The sequence below is a fragment of the Sphingomonas soli NBRC 100801 genome, from assembly GCF_001591025.1.
Taxonomy (GTDB): Bacteria; Pseudomonadota; Alphaproteobacteria; order Sphingomonadales; family Sphingomonadaceae; genus Sphingomonas; species Sphingomonas soli.
In genome coordinates, this window is the sequence record NZ_BCTZ01000016.1 from 49,188 (window position 1) to 69,474 (window position 20,287).

The 20,287-nt window shown below is 66.2% G+C and carries 20 protein-coding genes; 9 read left to right on the top strand and 11 right to left on the bottom strand.

Translation table 11 applies throughout. The annotated features are described in order from the left end of the window. Positions 1-7: 7 nt before the first annotated feature. The 4 genes from SSO01S_RS12705 to SSO01S_RS12720 form a co-directional block, all read right to left on the bottom strand. On the bottom strand, positions 8-778 hold the full coding sequence (locus SSO01S_RS12705) for a class I SAM-dependent methyltransferase (protein ID WP_066799280.1): 771 nt from the start codon (positions 776-778) through the stop codon (positions 8-10). Next, a complete protein-coding gene (gene prfB, locus SSO01S_RS12710) occupies positions 775-1,902 on the bottom strand; it encodes a peptide chain release factor 2 (protein WP_066799286.1) in 1,128 nt (375 codons plus the stop codon). Before prfB ends, SSO01S_RS12705 begins: the two co-directional genes overlap by 4 nt. A gap of 113 nt (positions 1,903-2,015) precedes the next feature. Further along, entirely contained in the window at positions 2,016-4,526 is a 2,511-nt protein-coding gene (locus tag SSO01S_RS12715) for a penicillin-binding protein 1A (protein ID WP_066799287.1), read from the bottom strand. A gap of 85 nt (positions 4,527-4,611) precedes the next feature. Continuing rightward, entirely contained in the window at positions 4,612-5,859 is a 1,248-nt protein-coding gene (locus SSO01S_RS12720; RefSeq protein ID WP_066799288.1) for an N-acetylmuramoyl-L-alanine amidase, read from the bottom strand. 615 nt (positions 5,860-6,474) lie between these two features. On the opposite strand from SSO01S_RS12720, the gene SSO01S_RS12725 reads away from it, so the two are divergent. The 5 genes from SSO01S_RS12725 to SSO01S_RS12745 all read left to right on the top strand — a co-directional run bounded on the left by SSO01S_RS12725 (position 6,475) and on the right by SSO01S_RS12745 (position 13,187). Then, complete coding sequence (locus SSO01S_RS12725; RefSeq protein WP_066799423.1) at positions 6,475-9,141, top strand: Rne/Rng family ribonuclease; 2,667 nt, start codon at positions 6,475-6,477, stop codon at positions 9,139-9,141. A 97-nt stretch (positions 9,142-9,238) separates the two neighbouring features. Continuing rightward, positions 9,239-10,612 carry a M48 family metalloprotease gene (locus tag SSO01S_RS12730; RefSeq protein ID WP_245646770.1) on the top strand — a complete coding sequence of 458 codons (1,374 nt, stop codon included), beginning with the start codon at positions 9,239-9,241 and terminating at the stop codon, positions 10,610-10,612. Continuing rightward, the gene (locus SSO01S_RS12735) at positions 10,609-11,358 is read left to right on the top strand and encodes a DsbA family protein (protein WP_066799290.1); all 750 of its coding nucleotides are present in this window, start codon (positions 10,609-10,611) and stop codon (positions 11,356-11,358) included. The genes SSO01S_RS12730 and SSO01S_RS12735 overlap by 4 nt, the downstream gene beginning before the upstream one ends. A gap of 111 nt (positions 11,359-11,469) precedes the next feature. After that, positions 11,470-12,420: an ABC transporter ATP-binding protein gene (locus SSO01S_RS12740; protein ID WP_066799292.1), complete on the top strand. Its 951-nt coding sequence runs from the start codon at positions 11,470-11,472 to the stop codon at positions 12,418-12,420. Further along, positions 12,417-13,187 carry an ABC transporter permease gene (locus SSO01S_RS12745; protein WP_066799294.1) on the top strand — a complete coding sequence of 257 codons (771 nt, stop codon included), beginning with the start codon at positions 12,417-12,419 and terminating at the stop codon, positions 13,185-13,187. Before SSO01S_RS12740 ends, SSO01S_RS12745 begins: the two co-directional genes overlap by 4 nt. A gap of 164 nt (positions 13,188-13,351) precedes the next feature. Here the strand turns inward: SSO01S_RS12745 and SSO01S_RS12750 are convergent, their stop codons facing one another. From SSO01S_RS12750 to SSO01S_RS12760, 3 genes are read right to left on the bottom strand one after another with little or no spacing between them, the layout of a single operon-like run. After that, complete coding sequence (locus SSO01S_RS12750) at positions 13,352-13,744, bottom strand: acyl-CoA thioesterase (protein WP_066799296.1); 393 nt, start codon at positions 13,742-13,744, stop codon at positions 13,352-13,354. A 10-nt stretch (positions 13,745-13,754) separates the two neighbouring features. Further along, positions 13,755-14,129 (bottom strand): hypothetical protein, encoded by a 375-nt coding sequence (locus SSO01S_RS12755; RefSeq protein ID WP_066799298.1) that lies wholly within the window; start codon positions 14,127-14,129, stop codon positions 13,755-13,757. Further along, complete coding sequence (locus SSO01S_RS12760) at positions 14,126-14,893, bottom strand: ATP-binding cassette domain-containing protein (protein WP_066799425.1); 768 nt, start codon at positions 14,891-14,893, stop codon at positions 14,126-14,128. The genes SSO01S_RS12755 and SSO01S_RS12760 overlap by 4 nt, the downstream gene beginning before the upstream one ends. Before the next feature lie 24 nt (positions 14,894-14,917). Here SSO01S_RS12760 and SSO01S_RS12765 point away from each other — a divergent pair, with 24 nt between their 5' ends. Further along, entirely contained in the window at positions 14,918-15,733 is an 816-nt protein-coding gene (locus SSO01S_RS12765; RefSeq protein WP_083943034.1) for an SDR family oxidoreductase, read from the top strand. 27 nt (positions 15,734-15,760) lie between these two features. Here SSO01S_RS12765 and SSO01S_RS12770 read toward each other — a convergent pair whose 3' ends face one another. Then, positions 15,761-16,087, bottom strand: coding sequence for a 4a-hydroxytetrahydrobiopterin dehydratase (locus SSO01S_RS12770; protein ID WP_281178701.1), 327 nt, complete (start codon positions 16,085-16,087; stop codon positions 15,761-15,763). A gap of 10 nt (positions 16,088-16,097) precedes the next feature. On the opposite strand from SSO01S_RS12770, the gene SSO01S_RS12775 reads away from it, so the two are divergent. The 3 genes from SSO01S_RS12775 to SSO01S_RS12785 are packed head-to-tail and all read left to right on the top strand — an operon-like array spanning position 16,098 to position 17,688. Next, the gene (locus SSO01S_RS12775; protein ID WP_157073770.1) at positions 16,098-16,490 is read left to right on the top strand and encodes a metallopeptidase family protein; all 393 of its coding nucleotides are present in this window, start codon (positions 16,098-16,100) and stop codon (positions 16,488-16,490) included. After that, positions 16,487-17,053: a heme ABC exporter ATP-binding protein CcmA gene (gene ccmA, locus SSO01S_RS12780; protein WP_066799306.1), complete on the top strand. Its 567-nt coding sequence runs from the start codon at positions 16,487-16,489 to the stop codon at positions 17,051-17,053. The genes SSO01S_RS12775 and ccmA overlap by 4 nt, the downstream gene beginning before the upstream one ends. Beyond that, positions 17,050-17,688 (top strand): heme exporter protein CcmB, encoded by a 639-nt coding sequence (locus SSO01S_RS12785; protein ID WP_245646764.1) that lies wholly within the window; start codon positions 17,050-17,052, stop codon positions 17,686-17,688. Before ccmA ends, SSO01S_RS12785 begins: the two co-directional genes overlap by 4 nt. On the opposite strand, the gene SSO01S_RS12790 is transcribed toward SSO01S_RS12785, so the two are convergent. Genes SSO01S_RS12790 through thrC form a run of 3 tightly spaced genes read right to left on the bottom strand, consistent with a single transcriptional unit; the run spans position 17,685 to position 20,247 of the window. Further along, positions 17,685-17,990, bottom strand: a complete 306-nt coding sequence (locus SSO01S_RS12790; RefSeq protein WP_066799308.1) for a hypothetical protein — start codon at positions 17,988-17,990, stop codon at positions 17,685-17,687. The genes SSO01S_RS12785 and SSO01S_RS12790 overlap by 4 nt on opposite strands. Further along, a complete protein-coding gene (locus SSO01S_RS12795; RefSeq protein ID WP_066799309.1) occupies positions 17,987-18,859 on the bottom strand; it encodes a class I SAM-dependent methyltransferase in 873 nt (290 codons plus the stop codon). Before SSO01S_RS12795 ends, SSO01S_RS12790 begins: the two co-directional genes overlap by 4 nt. After that, complete coding sequence (gene thrC, locus SSO01S_RS12800; RefSeq protein ID WP_066799310.1) at positions 18,856-20,247, bottom strand: threonine synthase; 1,392 nt, start codon at positions 20,245-20,247, stop codon at positions 18,856-18,858. Before thrC ends, SSO01S_RS12795 begins: the two co-directional genes overlap by 4 nt. Between the last annotated feature and the right edge of the window lie 40 nt (positions 20,248-20,287).

Genomic DNA, 20,287 nt, shown 5'->3' on the forward strand with positions numbered 1-20,287 from the left:
TGCGGCCTTAGGGCATCTCGTCCTTCTTGCCGGCATCCTTGATGATTGCCGCTGGGGTTGCGGTCTTGCCGCTGCGGCAGGCCTTGATCGTGCCCGGTTCGGGGCGCTCGCCGTTGCGCGCGAAGATCGCGATATAGCCCCCGGCCGAGGGCATCGAGCGCATCGACACCAGACCATAGCCCACCGCGGCGAACTCGCACTTGAGCAGATCGGGCGGGGTTCCGTGATTCTCGGTCGGCCGGTCCGCATCGACGACGATCACCTGGCCGTCGGGCGTGAGCGACGGGCGGAGCCGCCACAGGAATTCATAGGGGCTCTCAATCTCGTGATACATGTGCACCATCAGCACGCGATCGAAGCTTGCCTCGGGCAGGCGCGGATCGGCGGGGAGCCCCAGCCGCACGCTGACATTGTCGAGCTTTTCGCGCAGCACGCGCGTGGCGAGCTGATCGCGCACTTCGGGCACGATATCTTCGGCAACGACGCGGCCTTCGCTGCCGACGCGCTGCGCCAGGCGGATCGTGTAATAGCCTTCGCCCGCGCCGATATCGGCAACGGTCATGCCGGGCTTCACCCCGGCAAGGTCCATCACCTGCTCGGCTTCGTTCAGCCGGTCGCGCGCCTCTTCGGTGGACCAGCGCGCCGAAACGATGGTCGCGACCGGACGGTCGGCGGCGGGAAAGCCGGTGTGCGGCTCAGCCTTTTGCTGCGGCGTACGCGACGCTCCGTCGCATGCGCCGAGCGCAAGCAGCAACGGTAACGTCAGGGCAAGCCTCAATCGACATCCTCCACTTCGACCGTCTCTCCGGTGACGCGCTGCGACAGCGCCGCCGCCATGAACGGATCGAGCGCACCATCGAGCACATCCGACGGCGCAGTGGAAGTCACCCCGGTGCGCAGATCCTTCACCAGCTGATAGGGCTGGAGGACATAAGAGCGGATCTGATGGCCCCAGCCGATATCGGTCTTGGTCGCGTTTTCTGCATTGGCGGCCTGTTCGCGGATCGCGAGTTCGCGCTCGTAAAGGCGGGCGCGGAGCTGGTTATACGCCTCCGCCTTGTTCTTGTGCTGCGAACGCTGGTTCTGGCACTGCACGACGATCCCGGTGGGGATGTGGGTGATGCGCACCGCCGAATCGGTGGTGTTGATGTGCTGCCCGCCCGCACCCGATGCGCGATAGGTATCGATGCGCAGGTCGCTTTCGTTATATTCGACCTCGATATTGTCATCGATCACCGGATAGACCCACACCGACGAGAAGCTGGTGTGGCGGCGCGCCGCGCTGTCATAAGGCGAGATGCGGACGAGGCGGTGCACGCCGCTTTCCGTCTTCGCATAGCCATAGGCGTTCTCGCCCTTGATCAGCAAAGTCGCCGATTTGATCCCTGCCTGTTCGCCGGCATGGAAATCGATCAGCTCGACCTTGTAGCCGTGGCGTTCGGCCCAGCGCGTGTACATGCGCTGGAGCATGCCGGCCCAGTCCTGGCTCTCGGTGCCGCCGGCGCCCGAATTGATCTCGATATAGGTATCGTTGGCGTCGGCCTCGCCCGAGAGCAGGGCCATCACCTTGTCCTTGTCGGCGCGTTCGGCAAGGGCGGCGAGCGCCGCAGTGCCTTCGCTTGCCATCTCCTCATCGCCCTCGGCCTCGGCCATCTCGATCAGCTCGGCGGTGTCCGAGAGCTCGGTCTCGATCGCGCGGGTGGCCGAGATCGCCTCGTCCAGCCGACGGCGTTCGCGCATCACATCCTGCGCGGCCTTGGCGTCGTTCCACAGCGTCGGGTCCTCGACGCGCGCGTTGAGTTCGTCGAGCCGGCGAAGCGCACGGTCCCAGTCGAGGAACCGGCGCAACAGCGCCAGCGCATCGTTGATCTTGTCGACATATGCCTGCGCTTCGGCGCGCATTTCAGAAACTCCAAATTCCGTCATCCCAGCGGAAGCTGGGATCTCGTGCCTCAAACCGCTCGCTTGCGGCCCTCGGGTTCCGGCTTGCGCCGGGATGGCGATAATGTGTGGCGCTAGTAGATTCCGCCCTCGCGTTGCAAGAAGTCGCTGTCGCTCTCCTGCTTCTTCGGCTCCGCCTTTTTCTCGACCGCCTTGGTTTCGGTGGTTTCTTCAGGGCGGCGGCGGTCGCGCTGGTCGCTTTCGGGCTTGAACGCTTCCCAGATCACCGCGGAAAGCGGATCATTACTCGGCCAGCCGCCGAATACGCGCTTGCCGCTTGCGCGATCGATCCGCGCCATGCGGATGCCCGGCGGCGCGGTGAAGGGCACGACGGGCATGCCTTCAAACGCGGGCTTGGCGAACTCCTTGAAGATCGGCGCGGCGATCGATCCGCCCTGGGCATAGCCGCCCAGGTTCGACGGCGTATCGAAGCCGAGATACAGCCCGCCGATCATCTGCGGCGTGCCGCCGACGAACCACACATCGGTTGGCCCGGTAGTGGTGCCGGTCTTGCCCATGATCGGGCGGCCCAGATCGCGCAGCGTGGTCGCGGTACCGCGCTGGATCACGCCCTCGGCGATATGGACCATCTGATAGGCGCTCATCGCGTCGATCACCTGGCGCGCGCGCGTGACCGGGCGCGGCATCGGCCCGCCCTTGTAATCCGGTGCGTTGCAGCCTTCGCAGGGCCGCCAGTTTTCGGGCCAGACGACTTCGCCGCGGCGGTTCTGGACGAAATCGATCAGCGTGGGATTGAGCGCGCGGCCATGGTTCACCAGGATCGAATAGGCATTGACCATGCGCATCACGGTCGTCTCGCCCGCGCCCAGCGCATAAGAGAGATAGGGCGGGAATTTCTGCTTCGATATGCCGATGCGCTGCATCAGGTCGACGACATGATCCATGCCGGTGGTGTTGGCGATCTGCACCGTCATCAGGTTGCGCGACTGCTCCAGCCCCCAGCGCATCGTGCGCGGGCCCGCGCCCGCCGATCCGCCGAAGTTGCGGAAGCACTTCTGGCCGAGATTCGCGCCCTGCCACACGCAGAAGGGGCCATCGACCACGATCGAGGCGGGCGTCATCCCCTGTTCGAGCGCGGCGGCATAGACGATCGGCTTGATCGTCGATCCGGGCTGGCGCTGTGCCTGGGTGGCGCGGTTGAACGATTGCAGGCGCTGATCGAACCCGCCCTGCATCGCCAGGATGCGGCCGGTGCGCGGATCCTCGACCACGAAGCCGCCAGAGATGCGGGGCACGCTGCGCAGCGACCAGTTGCCGCCGCCCGCAGGCGCGACGGCGACGATATCCCCCGCCTTGAACGCGTTGAACGCCTGGCCACCCTGGCCCCGGACGGGCATCGACGCGCCCGATTGCGGCAGCGAACCGGTGGTGCCGTCGTCAAAGCCGATCTGCCAGCTGTCGCCCGAGCGCGCGATCAGGATGCCGGCGCGCCAATCCTCATAATCCACGCCGATATTGGTGTTGAGCAAGCTCTGCTGCCAGCTCCGGCCGATCTCGGCATGGCCGAGCGGGCCGGACCAGCCGCGGCCGCGCTCATAGCGGAGCAGGCCGTCGCGCAGTGCCTTTTGCGCGTAAAGCTGGAGCTGCGGATCGAGCGAGGTGCGAACCCACAGGCCGCCCGAATAGACGCTGTACGGACCCGATTCGTTGGTCTCGCCAAACTTGTCGATAAGCTGGCGGCGGACTTCCTCGACGAAATAGCCGCCTACGCGCTCCTCCTTGGGCGTCTGGCGCGGGATCGTGCCCAGCGGCGCGGCGCGGGCGGCGTCGCGCTCGGCATTGGTGATGAAGCCGTTGCTGGCCATCTGGCCCAGCACCCAGTTTCGCCGCTCGATCGCGCGATCGGCCTTGCGATCCGGATCGTAATTGGCCGGCCCCTTGGGAAGGATCGCCAGATAGGCCATTTGCGGGAGGGTGAGATCCTTCAGCTCCCTGCCGAAATAGGCTTGGCTGGCGGCGGCGACGCCGCCCGCGTTGCGGCCCAGCTCGATCGAATTGAGGTAGAGCTCGAGGATCTGCTCCTTGGTGAGCGTGTCTTCGATGCGCCAGGCGAGCACGGCTTCCTTGGCCTTGCGCAGATAGCTCTGCTCATTGCCCACCACCAGATTCTTGGCGACCTGCTGCGTGATCGTCGAGGTGCCGCGCGGGGTCGAGCCGGTCAGCAGGCCCTGCGCCGCGGCGCGCACCAGGCCGGGGAAATCCACGCCGTGATGGCTGAAGAAGGTCTTGTCCTCGGCGGAGAGATACGCCTCGACAAGCTGCTTGGGATATTCGGCGAAGCTGAGCTGCACGCGGCGCTCGCGCGCATAGCTGTGGATCGGCTTGCCGTCATAAGCGCGCACGCTGGTCGGCAGCGGGGGCTCATAGCTGCGCAGCGTATCGACCGAAGGCAGATTGCGCGCGATCAGCAGCCAGATCAGGAAGAAGAAGATGCCGCTGAGCAGGGCCAGGATCGCGAGGATGCGGAACCACCAGCGATCATGGACGCGCGCATACCATCCGCGAAGACCACCGATCTCGCGCTTGAGCCTCATCCTGACGCTGGAAATGGTACCTTCGGGCATGCGGAGGCGGGTTTAGCAAGATTCGGCCCGGAGGGAAGCGGCAGCTTTTGTTTTGCCTCGGGCGCGGACGCCCGGGGCAGACAGGCTAGCGGGCGGCCACGCGGGTGGCGAAATGGATTTCCACCGCCTTGCGCACGGTCTGGCCGATCCGCTTCTGCCCGTCATTCGAGGCGAGGAAGGCGGCGTCATTGGCGTTCGAGATATAGCCGGTCTCGAACAGCACCGAAGGCATGTCGGGCGCCTTGAGCACGATCAGCGAGGCCATGCGGTGCCAATTGGCCTTGATCGGGATCAGCGGCTGCGCCTCGCGGCCGAGCAGGCGGGCAAAGCTTGCCGAGGCGTTCATCGTCTCGCGCTGGGTAAGGTCGATCAGGATCGACGAGATGTCCGGGTTGGTCGCGCCGAGATCGACGCCGGCGATGATGTCGGCCTTGTTCTCGCGCGCCGCCAGCCGCGCCGCTTCCTTGTCGGAGGCGACTTCGGAGAGGGTGTACACCGTGGCGCCCGTCGCTTCCGGGTTGCCGGCGCTGTCGCAATGGACCGAGATGAACAGGTCGGCCTTTAGCTTGCGGGCAAGGCCGTAGCGCTCCTGGAGCACCAGGAAGCGATCATCCTCGCGGGTCAGCGCGACGCGGACTCGGCCAGATGCAAGCAGCGCGTCGCGAATCGCCAGCGCGTTCTTGAGCGTCAGATCCTTTTCGCGGTGGCCGCCGGGACCGATCGCGCCCGGATCGTGCCCGCCATGGCCCGCATCGATCACCACCAACGGACGGCTGGGATCGCCATAGACCTTGGGGAGTGCGGCGGCAGGCGCGCGCTTCGGCAGCGTGATCGATTCGCTATAGGGGTGGCGGCTTGCGGGCTGGAGATAGGTGAAGGGCGGCAGGAAGCTCAGCCGCCGCTCAGCCGCGGCGCGCGCGAAGCTGGCGTCGTCGACGGTGCGGAGCTGGAGCGTGAGCGTGCGCCCATCCTTGCCGAACGTGCCTTCGGTGACGATTGCGGGGCGGGCGAGATCGAAGACGACGCGTGCGCCCTCGGCACCCTGCGAGCCCTGGCGAATCTGCGCGACGACGCCGCCGGCTTGCGCATAGCTGCCCGGTGTCGCGCCCTTGATATCGAGCGCGATGCGCTGCGGCCCGGCGAGCATGAAGGCGCTCGCCTGTGCGACCGGGGCATCGAACTTCACGACAACGCGGTCGCCCTGCACGCGCACTTCCTGCACGACGCCCGCCCAACTAGGCGCGCCGGTCAGCCAACCGGCGAGGAGAGCGAGCAGGAAGAACACGTTGCGGATATGCCGCGATGACTGGCGGGGGGTCCAGTTCAAAAGCATTGATTTGGTACTCGGCTAAAACTCGCCCTGACCATCCGGCCCTAACCGAGCGCATCTTCCGTCGCGGTGAAGCGATTGGGTTAAGATGCGATTCGGCATATTTTTGCCGGAAGCCCTGCAATTCCCTGCCGTTATTGGCCTGTGGAAAATGGTGCATGACCCGTAAATTTGGGCTGGAGAGACCCCCCGGGATTTACGCTGAGCGGGATATTCCGGACCGGTACCATTACGGATACGGGGAATTGCGGAGGGGGCCGCGCGGGCCACGGCGGCATCATCGGCACTGGCGGTTGCCGCGTAGTGCGCAGGGTGCTAGGCACCTGATTGGTCCGGTCTTTATGCCGGGCGTGTCACGCGGCCACATCGCCGCGACTGTTCAGGTTGAAGCTTGCATGAGGCAATTTCCCCACCGATTGACCGCCGAGGCCGGGCTGGCCTTGCGCGCGATGGTGGCGGAGCAATCGAACCGCTGGTTCGTGCGTGCCCCTGCGGCAGCAGCATTTTTTCAAACCTGCGGAGCTGCAGCCGGAGCGTCCGGCCGCGATCGCATCCTTTATCGCGCGCACGCGCCCCTCGCCCCAGGGCTTCCAGGCCGGCGCGCCCGGAGAATATTCAATGACCATGCGTATGCTGATCGACGCACGCCACCGGGAAGAAACCCGTGTGGCTGTCGTCAAAGGGAACCGGATCGAGGAGTTTGACTTCGAATCGGCCGAGCGCAAGCAGCTCAAGGGCAATATCTATCTAGCCAAGGTTACCCGCGTCGAGCCGTCGCTCCAGGCAGCGTTCATCGATTATGGCGGCAATCGCCACGGCTTCCTGGCCTTTAGCGAAATCCATCCCGATTATTACCAGATCCCCAAGGAGGATCGCGAGGCGCTGCTCCGCGAGGAGGCCGAGCACGCCGCCGAGGAAGCCGCGCTGCGCGCCGCGGAGGATGGCGACGACGAGGATCATCTCGACGAGGATGACGGCGTAGAGGTGCTCGAGCGCCCGATCGACGAAGACGAAGGCGATCTGGATTCGGACGAGGCCGAAGCGAGCGACGAGGACGGCGCGGGCGACGCATCCGAAGGCGAGGGGCCGCGCGGGCGCGGCCGGGGCCGCAAGGGCCGTGGCCGCCGCGACAATGAGAGCGCCGCCGACGAACTGCGCAACAAGCGCATGAATCTGCGCCGCCGCTACAAGATCCAGGACGTGATCCGCCGCCGCCAGGTGCTGCTGGTCCAGGTCGTCAAGGAAGAGCGCGGCAACAAGGGCGCGGCGCTGACCACCTATCTCAGCCTCGCCGGCCGCTACTGCGTGCTCATGCCCAACACCGCGCATGGCGGCGGGATCAGCCGCAAGATCAGCTCGGCGGCGGACCGCAAGCGCCTGAAGGGCATCATGTCGGATCTCAAGCTGCCGCCGACGATGGGCTGCATCGTCCGCACCGCGGGGCTTCAGCGCACCAAGACCGAGATCAAGCGCGACTTCGACTATCTCGCCCGGCTGTGGGACGGGATTCGCGAGACCACGCTCAAATCCTCCGCGCCTGCGCTGGTTTATGGCGACAGCGACCTGATGAAGCGCGCGATCCGCGACATCTATAACCGCGACATCGACGAGGTGATCGTCGAGGGCGAGGAAGGCTATCGCCAGGCCAAGGACTTCATGAAGCTCCTGATGCCGAGCCACGCCAAGAAGGTGAAGCAATATGCCGATGCGGTGCCGCTGTTCCAGCGTGCCGGCGTCGAAGAGCAGCTCTCGGCGATGTACAATCCGGTCGTCCAGCTGAAATCGGGCGGCTATCTGGTCATCAACCCGACCGAGGCTTTGGTTTCGATCGACATCAACTCGGGCCGTTCGACGCGCGAGCATTCGATCGAGCAGACCGCGACCGCGACCAATCTGGAAGCCGCGCACGAAATCGCCCGCCAGCTCCGCCTGCGCGACATGGCGGGCCTCGTCGTGATCGACTTTATCGACATGGATCACTCGTCCAACGTCCGTAAGGTCGAGAAGGCGATGAAGGAGGCGCTGAAGAACGATCGCGCCCGCATCCAGGTGGGCCGCATCTCTGCCTTCGGCCTGATGGAAATGAGCCGCCAGCGCCTGCGCACCGGCGTGCTCGAAGCCAGCACCCGCCAGTGCCCGCATTGCGAAGGCACCGGGCTGGTCCGCACCGCATCTTCGGCCGGTCTTTCGGCGCTGCGCATGATCGAGGACGAGGCTGCGCGCGGCCGCGGCTCGCACATCACGCTGCGCGCGAGCCAGGAAGCCGCTTTCTACGTGCTCAACCGCAAGCGCGCCGACATCGCCGAGATCGAGGACCGCTATGGCGTGATGGTCGAGATCGCCGCCGATGGCGAGCTTGAGGGCGCACGCATGACCGTAGAATCGGCTGGCCCGCCGCCTGCGCATGCGCCGCGCTTCGAGAAGTTGATCGAGGAGCCGGAGGACGACTACGTCGAGGAGATCGACGAAGAGGAAGAGGAAGCCGAAGAGGAAGCGCCGCGTTCGCGCGGTGGCCGCGAGCACCGCGAAGCACGCGACGATGAGGGCGAGGGCCGCAGCAAGCGCCGCCGCCGCCGTCGTGGCCGTGGCCGTGGCCGTGAGGAAGGCGGCTCCGAATCGGGCGCGCCGCGCATCGAGGGCGAAGCTGAAGGTGACGAGTCCGCCGGCGAAGCGCGCGAGCAGGAAGCCGAAGCGCCGCGCGAGGGCGAGACTGCGGAGGGTGCCCGCAAGCGCCGCCGCCGTGGCCGTCGCGGTGGCCGCCGTGGTGACCGTGCCGAGGGCGGCGCAGAGGTTTCGGAGGGCGCAGAAGAAGCGCCCGCCGCCGAAGCCGCCGAGCCCGAAGCCGAACCCGAACCCGCAGTCGAGCCCGTTGCCGAGCCGGTTGCCGAGAAGCCCAAGCGCACGCGCCGCAAAAAGGCCGATCCGGTTGCCGAGGCCGTCGAGGCCCCTGCTGCGGTCGAAGCCGAAGCCGCGCCGGTTGCCGAACCGGCAGCCGAGCCTGTCGCCGAGAAGCCCAAGCGCACGCGCCGCAAAAAGGCCGACGCACCCGTAGCAGAGGCTACCGCAGCCGATGCTCCGACCGCCGAGGCCGCGCCCGAGCCTGTGGCCGAGAAGCCCAAGCGGACGCGCCGCAAGGCCGCTCCCGCCGCCGAGCCGGTCGTGGAAGCACAGGCCGAGCCGGCCGCACCGGTCGCCGAAGTGGCGGAAGCGGCGCCGGCCGAAAGCGTGACCACCGAAGAAGCGCCGCGCCGTGGCGGATGGTGGAACCGCACCTTCGGCGGCTGATCCTGAACGGGCCCGCGGTTCATTCCGCGGGCCCGCTTCACCCGGCGTTCATGGCCGGACGGCGAGAGCGTTGCCGCGGAGGGAGTTTCAAACGATGATGCCGCGTATGAAGCGCTTCGCCTGCCTGCTGGCCCTGCTCTGCCTGTCCTGCTTCGCCGCCACGCCGGTGCTGGCGCAGGGCCTGTTGCGCGATGCGGAGACCGAGGCGCTGCTCACCGATATGGCGCGGCCGCTGTTCGACGCGGCCGGCCTTTCCCCCGGCAGCACGCGGATCGTGCTGATCGGCGACAAATCGATCAACGCCTTCGTCGCGGGCGGGCAGATCGTCTATGTCCATTCGGGCCTGCTCGATGCTGCCGATACCGCCAACGAAGTGCAGGGCGTGATCGCGCACGAAATCGGCCACATCACTGGCGGCCACGCGGTTTTCCAGAATGACGGCGGCTATGGCAGCATCTCGATCCTCAGCCTGTTGCTGGGCGCAGCCGCGATGGCGGCGGGCTCGCCCGAGGCGGGCACCGGCATCCTGATGATGGGCCAGCGCGCCGCCATCGGCAAATATCTCGCGTTCAGCCGGGTTCAGGAAAGCTCGGCGGATTCGGCCGGCGCGCGCTACCTGATCACCGCCGGGATCAGCGGCAAGGGCATGCTGAGCTTCTTCAACAAGCTCACCGCGCAGATGCACCGCTATGGCTATTACACGACCAATCCCGAAGTCGATCCGTTCAGCCAGACGCACCCCATGTCCAATGATCGCGTCGAGAATCTGAAGGCCGATCTTCAGAATGCGCCGACCTGGTCGAAGCCGCTCGACGCCAGCATCGAAGCGCGCTTCAAGCGGGTGCAGGCGAAGCTGCGCGGCTATATGAACGATCCTGAATCGACGCTGCGCCGCTATCCGAAAAGCGACCAGTCCGTCGCGGCGCATTATGCGCGTGCCTATGCCTATCATAAGTCCGGCTATCCCGAGCAGGCCGCCGCAGAGGCTGCTGCGCTGGTGAAGATCGCGCCCAGGGACCCCTATTTCCTGGAGCTGGAGGGGCAGATCCTGCTCGAATCGGGCAAGCCGCGCGAGGCGCTGGTGCCGCTGCGCGAAGCCACTGCGCTTTCGAACAACCAGCCGCTGATCGCGGCGCTCTTCGGCCACGCGCTGATCGCAACCGAAGACAAGGCCAATCTGGCGGAGGCCGAGACGGTGCTTCGCCAGGCAGTGGTGCGCGACAAGGAGAATCCGTTCGCCTGGTTCAACCTGGGCACGGTCTATGAGCGCAAGGGCGACGAGCCGCGCACCGCGCTTGCCACAGCCGAGCGCGCGCATCTGATGGGGGATGCGGGCGTGGCATTCATGAGCGCCCGGGCGGCGATGTCCGGGCTCCCCGCGGGTTCGTCCGACTGGATCCGCGCACAGGACATCATGATGGTGTCGCAAACCAAGCTCGAAGAGCAGAAGAAAAAGAAGCGTAACGGATGAACGAACAGTCGCTCCTGCAGCGGGGGATATGGCTCCTGCTCGCCCAGATTCCGCTGGTAGTGCTGCTTGCTTTCCTGCTGATGCCCGGCTCGCCATTGCCCGGCCATCTCGTGCGCAACTATCTCCTCGATCATCCGCAGATCCTGGCGGATGTCAGCGACAAGCTGCGCGAGGCTAATCTGGCCGAGGCGCAGAAGGCGCAGGAAGAGGCGCAAAAGGCGCTGCCGGCCAGCCTTGATGCGGTTCGCAAGCCCTATGGCTCGGCACAGGCTGGCAACCTGAATGGCGACGTCACCGTGGTGGCCTTCATGGATTATGCCTGTGGCTATTGCCGCGCCAGCCTGCCGGGCATCGAGGAGCTGATCGCGAAGGATCCCAATGTCCGCATCGTCTATCGCGAACTTCCGGTGCTTGGGCCGGGGAGCGTGGTTGCCGCGCGCTGGGCATTGGCCGCCGCCGAGCAGGGCAAGTATCTCGCCTTCCACAACGCACTTTATGCCGAAGGCCCGCCCAACGCGGAATCGATCACCGCTGCCGCTGCAAAGGCCGGGCTCGACAAGGGGGTGGCCGACAAAGCAGTGGGATCAAGGGCTGTGAATGACGAGATCGACGCCAATCACGCTTTGGCCCAGAAGCTGGCGATGACGGGCACGCCGGCCTGGGTAATTGGTGCAAAGCTCTATAGTGGCGCGCTGGACTATGAGGGGCTCGCCGAAGCCGTGGCGGAGGCGCGCAAGGCGCGCTGAGGTTCGGGACTGCGCCATCCGAGAGCGCAGCGCTTCTTTGCGGCTGGCAACTTGCCGGTCGCAGCGTGCGCCCCTACGTAACGGGGCCGTTCCTTTCCTCAGGAATCCCCGATGCCATCCATCCTGTCGATCTCGCAGGTCAGCAAGACCTATGCCTCGGGTCACAAGGCACTCGACCATGTTGACCTTGAAATAGAGCGGGGCGAGATCTTCGCGCTGCTTGGCCCCAACGGCGCGGGCAAGACGACGCTGATCTCGATCATTTGCGGCATCGTCACGCCCAGCACGGGCACGATCCTGGTCGACGGGCATGATGCGATCCGCCAGCCGCGCGAGGCGCGCTCCCGGATCGGGCTGGTGCCGCAGGAAATCGCGGTGGACATGTTCTCGACCGTGGGCTCGACGCTGCGCTTCTCGCGCGGCCTGTTCGGCAAGGCGCCGAACCAGCCCTATCTGGACGAAGTGCTGAAAGACCTGTCGCTATGGGACAAGCGCGACAGCAAGATCATGGAATTGTCGGGCGGGATGAAGCGCCGCGTGATGATCGCCAAGGCGCTGAGCCATGAGCCCGACATCCTGTTCCTCGACGAGCCCACGGCAGGGGTCGATGTATCGCTTCGGCGCGACATGTGGAAGATGATCGGCCGCCTGCGCGAGCGCGGCACCACGATCATCCTGACCACCCATTATATCGAGGAGGCCGAGGAGATGGCCGATCGGGTGGGCGTCATCAACAAGGGGCAATTGCTGCTCGTCGAGGGCAAGACCGAGCTGATGAAGAAGCTGGGCAAGCGCGAGATGGATATCTCGCTGGTCGAGCCGATGGCGACTGTCCCCGCCGAACTCGGCGAATGGCATCTGACGCTGGAGGATGATGGGCACAGGCTGCGCTATGTGTTCGATGCGCAGGCCGAGCGCACCGGCATCCCCTCGCTGCTGCGCAAGCTTTCCGATCTGGGCATCGGCTTCAAGGATCTCGACACCAGCAAATCGAGCCTGGAGGATATCTTCGTCGATCTGGTCGAGCACCGCGAAGCATCGAACGAAGGAGCTGCGGCATGACCGGCGTCAACCTCCACGGCATCTGGGCGATCTACAGGTTCGAGATGGCGCGCACGCTGCGCACTTTGTGGCAATCGATCGCGACGCCGGTGATCACCACCTCGCTCTATTTCATCGTGTTCGGCGGGGCGATCGGCAGCCGGATCGAATCGATCGGCGACGTGAATTACGGCAGCTTCCTGGTGCCGGGCCTGATCATGCTGTCGTTGCTGACCCAGAGCATCGCGAACGCATCGATCGGCATCTACTTCCCCAAATTCACCGGCACCGTGTTCGAGCTTTTGTCCGCGCCGATCTCGGCGGTGGAGATGGTGATCGGCTTTGTCGGCGCGGCGGCGACCAAGTCGATCGTGATCGGGCTGATCATCCTCGCCACCTCCGCATTCTTCGTGCCGCTGCGCATCGATCATCCGCTGGCGATGCTGGCATTTCTGGTGCTCACCTCGATCACCTTCTCGATGTTCGGGTTCATCATCGGCATCTGGGCCAATGGCTTTGAACAGCTCAATATCGTGCCCGCGCTGCTGGTGACCCCGCTCACCTTCCTCGGCGGGGCATTCTATTCGATCGATATGCTGCCGGAGCCGTGGCGCACCGTCAGCCTGTTCAATCCGGTGGTCTATCTGGTCAGCGGGTTCCGCTGGAGCTTCTTCGGCGCGGGCGATGTCGATATCTGGTGGAGCCTCGGCTTTACCGGCGCCTTCCTGGCGCTGTGCCTCGGGCTGATCATCGCGATCTTCAAGACCGGCTATCGGCTGAAGAACTAGTTTGCTTGCAATGTAGGATTTCGCCTGCTTGGCTGGGCCGGTCGGCATTGTCGGCCGCTCTTTGAAATCGTCAGCCGCTGGTGCTTCGTCACCGCAAACATCGGGAACATTCGCGACGCAGGGTGGCCGTTCTTGGTGTCACCTTAGTGTCACCTTTGGCGCGATCAGGTCATGAACATCGCGGCCAGATGCGGCGGCACGCGCACCAGCCGGCCCGTGGTCCGGTCGATGATTGCCCAGGTCGATCGCGCTTCGACCCTGACCTTGCCGTCCGCGCCGGTGAAGCGCAGGCAGCGATCGAAGCGCGCGCCGCGCGGCGGCTCGGGGATCCAGGTCTCGGCTGTCACGGCCTCTCCCGCCGCGACGTTGCCGCGATAGTCGATCTCGTGCCGGGTCACGACCCAGATATAGCGGTCGATATCGTCCTTTGGCGCAGTGTCGCGCCAATGCCCGACCGACACGTCCTGTATCCACTTCACCCACACCGCGTTGTTGACATGGCCCAGCTCGTCAATGTCCTCCGGCCGGGCGGTGATCGTCGTGCGATAGCGCGTCATGCCGGGCAGGCTAGCGGCGGATCGGGCTGCACGGAAGCGGGGGCAGGCCCGGTTCGGTGAAGGTCATCAGATCGGCCGCGCCGGTAAAGCTGGTCCCACCCGTCGCGTAGCGAAGCTCGCGACCTCCTTCTTCGCGGCGGAGCGTCAGCTTCTTGCCCTCTCGCGTTATGACCGCGGCGTCCGCGCCAAAGATGACGCCGAATCGCGAACCGTCGATACATTTGTAGCGCCCGCTCGCCGGAATCTGCGGCGAAGGCGCGGGAACGGGTGTCGGCGTCTGTTCCGGTGCCGCTAGCGTCGCGTTCGCAACCTCCACCGCATTGTCGGCCACCGGCTGCGGCGCACAACCGCCGATGACCAGCATGGCCAGGGCCAGCCGCTTCATCCCGCCAGCACCGCCAGCCGTTCGGCCTGTTCGCGCGGCACCGCCAGCAGCGCATCGGCGGCGGTCCCGCCCTTGCCGGCAAGCAGCTCCGCCGGGGTCGCGTCTGCCACGATCCGCCCCGCCTGCATCACCAGCACCCGGTCCGCGAGGAGCAGCGCCTCGGCCATGTCGTGCGTCACCAGGATCGTGGTCAGGCCAAGCCGGTCGTGCAGCGCGCGGATCGACTTGCCCAGCGCCGCGCGCGTGACCGGATCGAGCGCGCCGAACGGCTCGTCCATCAGCAATATGCCCGGCGCCGTAGCCAATGCCCGCGCGACGCCGACCCGCTGGCGCTGCCCGCCCGAAAGCGCATCGGGCATGCGCGCCGCCATCTCGCCGGGCAGCTCGACCAGCGCCAGCAGCTCCGCCACCCGCGCGGTGGTATCGCGCTCGCCCGCCAGCTTCAGCGGTATCGCGATATTCTCCGCCACCGACATATGGGGGAACAGCCCGACATTCTGGAAGACATAGCCGATCCGCCGGCGCAGCAGGTGCATGGGCTCGGCACTCACCGCCTTGCCGCCGATCAGCACCTCGCCGCTCGTCGGTTCGATCAGCCGGTTGACGGTCTTGAGCAGGGTGGATTTGCCCGAGCCCGAGCTGCCGGCCAGCGCCACGAAGCTACCGCTGGCGATCTCCAGCGAGACATTGTCGACCGCAGTCACGTTCCCGCCAAATGTCCTGCTGACATTTTTGTAGGTAACGCTGCGCGTTTGCTCTGGCATCGCCGCGAATAGTGCGGGATGATCATGCAAAGGTCAAAACAAGGGGAGGCGGCGGTGACCAAGGCGGCATTCATCACCGGCGGCGCGTCGGGAATCGGGCAGGCGGTGGCAAAGGACCTTGCCGCGAAGGGCTGGCGGATCGGGCTGGCCGACATCAACGAGGCCGGGCTCGAGGCGACCAGGAAGATGCTGCCGGAAGGCATGGCGACGATCCATGTGATGGACGTGCGCGATCGCGGCCAATGGGAGAAGGCGCTGGCCGATTTCGCGGAGGCGAGCGGCGGGCGGCTCGATTTCCTGTTCAACAATGCGGGCATCGCGGTGGCCGGGGCGCTGGCCGGAATGTCCGACAGCGATATCGATCGCGGGCTCGACATCAATATCAACGGGATGATCTATGGCGCCAAGGCCGCGCACAAGCTGCTTTCCGAAACCCCCGGATCGGCGATGATCCTCACGAGTTCGGCGGCGGGCATCGCGGGCAATCCCGGCATGTCGATCTATTGCGCAGGCAAGTTCGCGATCCGCGGCTTCGCCGAGTCCCTGAACGCCGAATGGGCGCCTGAGGGCATATATGTCGCCGCGCTGATGCCGAGCTTTATCGAGACGCCGCTGCTCAACCATGTCGGCCAGGATACCAATCGCACCGTGCGCGAATCGGTGCGCGGCGCGGGGCTGGAGATCACGCCGGTCGACGAGGTGGTGAAGACGGTATGGGGCATGCTGGAGAGCCGCAGAGCAGTGCATGTCCGCGTCGGCAAGACGGCGCACCAATTGTGGTTCATGAGCCGCTGGCTTCCGGGCGTGCTGCGGAAGCGGACGAGCAAGTCGTTCAAGTAAGCCGCCCGCGTATCCCAGCCGTGCCCGTCAGACCAGCGCGTCGATCGCGGTGGCCATCTGAATGTCGCGGATCGAGAGGCCATCGGCGTCATGGGTGGTGAGGAGAATATCCACGCGGTTCCACACGTTCGACCATTCGGGATGGTGATCGGCCTTTTCGGCGATCAGCGCGACGCGGGTCATGAAGCCGAACGCCTGGTTGAAATCCTGGAAGACAAAGCGCCGGGTGATCGCGTCGCGCTCGGCATCATGCGTCCATTCGGGCAATGCGGCCAGCGATTCAGCCCGCAATCCCTCGGTCAGCCGCGTCACCATCACTGCGTCTCCTTGCCGTAGCGCTTGCTGACCGCCTATGCCGTGGCGGATGACCCGGCAAGCCCCCGATGCCGCCCTGATCGAGGCGATGGCCCGCGACGCGCTCGCGCGGATACCCGAGCCGTTCTCCGGCTATCTTTCCGATGTGGTTCTGCTGGTCGAGGAATTCGCCGATGACGAAACGCTGGATGCACTCGGGATCGAGGATCCGTTCGGGCTGACCGGCCTTTACCATGGCCGCCCGGTGGGCGAGAAATCCGCGTTCGAAAGCGGCGCGCTTCCCGATCGCATTCACCTGTATCGCCAGCCGCTGCTCGCCGAATGGTGCGAGACGGGCGTCGATCTGGGCGATCTGATCACGCATGTCGTGGTGCATGAAGTGGGGCACCATTTCGGGCTGAGCGATGACGATATGCATGCGCTGGAGGACAGCGCCGGGTGAGTAGCCTGGCGTTCCGCGATGTGGGGTGCGCGAGGGGCGGGCGGCTGCTCTTCGAGGGGATCGGCTTCGCGCTGGCGGCGGGGCAGGCGGCACTGGTGACCGGCCCCAACGGCGCGGGCAAATCCAGCCTGATCCGGGTGGCGGCGGGGTTGCTTGCACCGGCATCGGGGCTTGTCGATGGCGATGGCACGCGCGCATTGCTGAGCGAAGCTGCGGCGCTCGATCCGGAACTGCGGCTCGATGCGGCGCTTCGCTTCTGGGCGTCGATCGATGGACGCGCGAGCGCGGTGCCGGAAGCACTGGCGGCGGTTGGCCTCGCCGATCTGGCGCAGGTGCCGGTGCGCCTGCTGTCCACCGGCCAGCGCCGCAGGGCCGCCCTCGCCCGGGTCATTGCCAGCGGCGCGCCGGTCTGGCTGCTCGATGAGCCGGCGAACGGGATGGACACGGCTTCGGTGCAGACGCTGGAGGCAATCATCGCCGCGCACCGCGCGGGTGGTGGTATCGCGCTGGTCGCCACGCACCTGCCGATCGCGCTGCCCGATGCGCGGGAGATCGCGTTGTGAGCGCGTTGGCATCAATCGCCTGGCGCGAGGTGCGGCGGGCCTGGGAAGCGGGCGGGCTGGTGCTGCCGGTGGTCTTCTTCCTCCTGGTCGCGATCCTGTTTCCCTTCGCGATCGGCCCGGACGGCAAGCTGCTCGCTCGCGTGGGTGGGGGGGTGATCTGGACCGCCGCCCTGCTCGCTGCATTGCTGCCGGTCGAGCGGCTGATCGCGCCGGATGCTGAAAGCGGCGTGCTAGATCAGTTCGCGGCGCGCGGGCTTTCCGACAGTGCGGTCGCCGCCGCCAAGATGGCTGGGCACTGGCTGGGCTTCGCGCCCGCCTTGCTTGCCGCCACGGTGATCGCGGCGGCGCTGCTGCGCCTGCCGGGCGACGCGCTCGTGCCCATCCTGATCGCGTTGGCGATCGGCACGCCGGGGCTCGCCGCATTGGGCATCGCCACCGCCGCCCTGGTTTCGGGATTGCGGGGTGCGGGTGCGTTGGCGGGGCTGGTGATGCTGCCCTTCGCGGTGCCGCTGCTGATCTTCGGCGCCACTGCCGATCAGCCCGGCGCGCTCAAGCTGCTGGCGGCATTCAGCCTGTTGCTCGTCGCCGGATGCCCGTTGGTGGCGGGTGCCGCGATCCGGATGGGGCGGAGCTAAGCCTCGGGCGGGAGTTCGTCGCCATAGACGACGAGCGCCGATCCTTCCGCCAGCGCCGATTCGGCGGCGGTCTGGAGCAGGGGGTCGGGTTGCGGCTTGTCGGGCGGGACAAGCATGCCCTTTTCCAGCCGGACCAGCATCCAGCCGAGCCCAAGCGCGATCCCCGCCGCCTTGGCCTGTGCGGCCTCGAAATCGGGCGCGGTGACGTAGATCAGCATTGCGTGGCGCGCGCCGGCGCGGCGATCCTCGACGGCATCGGCGACTGCGGTCGCGAAGAATACGAACAGGCCGCCGCCGCTCACTTATTGCTCCACCTTGCGAAGATCGCCGTGGGAAGCTCCAGCCCCCGCGCCTCCTCGCGCACGGCCAGCTCGCCCGCCTCGACCGTACCCCCCAGATCGGCGAAATGCTGGCGGACCAGCTCGCCGATCGCCAGCGCCGACATGCGGACCGCATAGACGGTTAGGAACAGGAAGCGTGAATCCGCATCGAGCAGCGCCCGGCAATTCTCGATCAGGCCCGGCAGGCCTTCTTCAAGCTTCCAGACTTCACCGTTCGGCCCGCGGCCCCATTTCGGCGGATCGAGGATGATCCCGTCATAGCGCCGCCCGCGCCGAACCTCGCGCGCGGTGAACTTGCCCGCATCGTCGATCATCCAGCGGATCGGCTTGTCGGCCAGGCCGGAGAGCTCGGCATTGGCCTTGCCCTCGGCGACCGACTTTTTGGACGCATCGACATGCGTGAGCCGCGCGCCCGTTGCGGCCATCGCCAGCGTGCCCACGCCGGTATAGCCGAACAGGTTCATCACCTCGGGCTCGGGCTTATCGGCCACCTGCTCGCGCATCCAGCTCCACACCGGGGCCATATCGGGGAAGAAGCCAAGATGGCGGAAGGGCGTGGTCTGCGCGGTGAAGGTCACCTCGTTCCAGCGGAGCGGCCAGCCCTCGCGCGGCGTGGGCTTGGTATAATGCCAGCGGCCGCCGCCCTCATCATCGGGCGCGGGGAGGAACTCGCCATGCGCGTCCCATTCCTCGGATGCGGGCGCCCACATCGCCTGCGGCTCAGGGCGGATGAAGCGATAATCGCCGTAGCGTTCGAGCTTGCGGCCATGGCCACTGTCGACCAGCCCGTAATCGGCCCAGGGCTCGCCGGTTAGCGTGACGAGCTTCATGGCCTTGGCGTCGCGCGCTCGGCGATATAGCCGCTCACCGCTTCGAAGGTTGCGGGGAGCACGTCGTAGCGCTCCTGCCGCTCGAACAGGTCGCCGGCGCGGGCAGGCACTGAGGGACGCAGCCCGGTCGCGCGCTCGACGGCATCGGCGAACTTGGCCGGATGCGCGGTCGCCAGCGTCACGATCGACACATCGCCAGGCAGATTGGCGCGGCGCGCGGCGGCGAGGCCGATCGCGGTATGCGGATCGATCACTTCGCCCGCCTCTGCACTGGCCCAGCGCATCGCTTCGCTCATCTCGCCGGGCTCGATCCGGTCGCTCGCGAACAACGCCGCCGCGCCTTCACGCTGGGCATTGGTCAGCCGCATTGCCTTGGTCGATTCGAAGCCCGCCATCTGATCGGCCACCGAGCCACCCGCGAGGTCGAACAGCAACCGCTCGAAATTGGAGCTGACCTGGATGTCCATGCTCGGGGCGGCGGTGGGCGTGACGGTGCCGGCCGAATAATCCCCGTTCGAAAGCGCGCGGTGGAGGATGTCGTTGACGTTGGTCGCGACGATGAGCTTGGCGATGGGCAGGCCCATCTTGTGCGCGACATAGCCTGCGAACACGTCGCCGAAATTGCCCGTGGGAACGGAGAATGCGACTTCGCGATCGGGCGCGCCAAGGCGGACGGCGGCATAGAAATAATAGACCACCTGCGCCATCAGCCGGGCCCAGTTGATCGAGTTCACAGCGGTCACCTGGAATCGTCCGGCAAAATCCGCGTGATTGAACATCGCCTTCACCAGTGCCTGCGCATCGTCAAAGCTGCCTTCGATCGCGATGTTATGGATGTTGGGGGCGAGAACCGTGGTCATCTGGCGGCGCTGAACGTCGGACACGCGGCCCTTTGGATGGAGCATGAAGATGTCGATGCCGGTGCGCCCGGCCACCGCATCGATCGCCGCCGATCCGGTGTCACCCGACGTTGCGCCGACGATCGTCAAATGATCGCCCGTTCCGGTCAGGAATTTCTCGAATAACAGGCCGAGGAGCTGGAGCGCTACGTCCTTGAACGCCAGCGTCGGTCCGTGGAACAGCTCCAGCAGGAAATTCTGGTGGTCGAGCTGGACCAAGGGCGTGACCGCAGCATGGCTGAACCGGCCATAGGCCTGGGTGCACAGCGCGCGGAGTTCCTCTTCGCTCAGGTCGCCCTCAACGAAGGGCAGCATCACGCGGACTGCTGTCTCGACATAGGAAAGACCGCGCAGCCCGGCGATCTGCTCGGGACTGAAGCTTGGCCAGCTGTCGGGCACATAGAGGCCGCCGTCGCTCGCCAGCCCGGCCAGGGTGACGTCGCGAAAACCTAGGGTCGGCGCAGTGCCGCGGGTGCTTTTGTAGCGCATGATGTCCAGCGCGTAGCGAGCGCGAAGGGCGGGGGCAAGA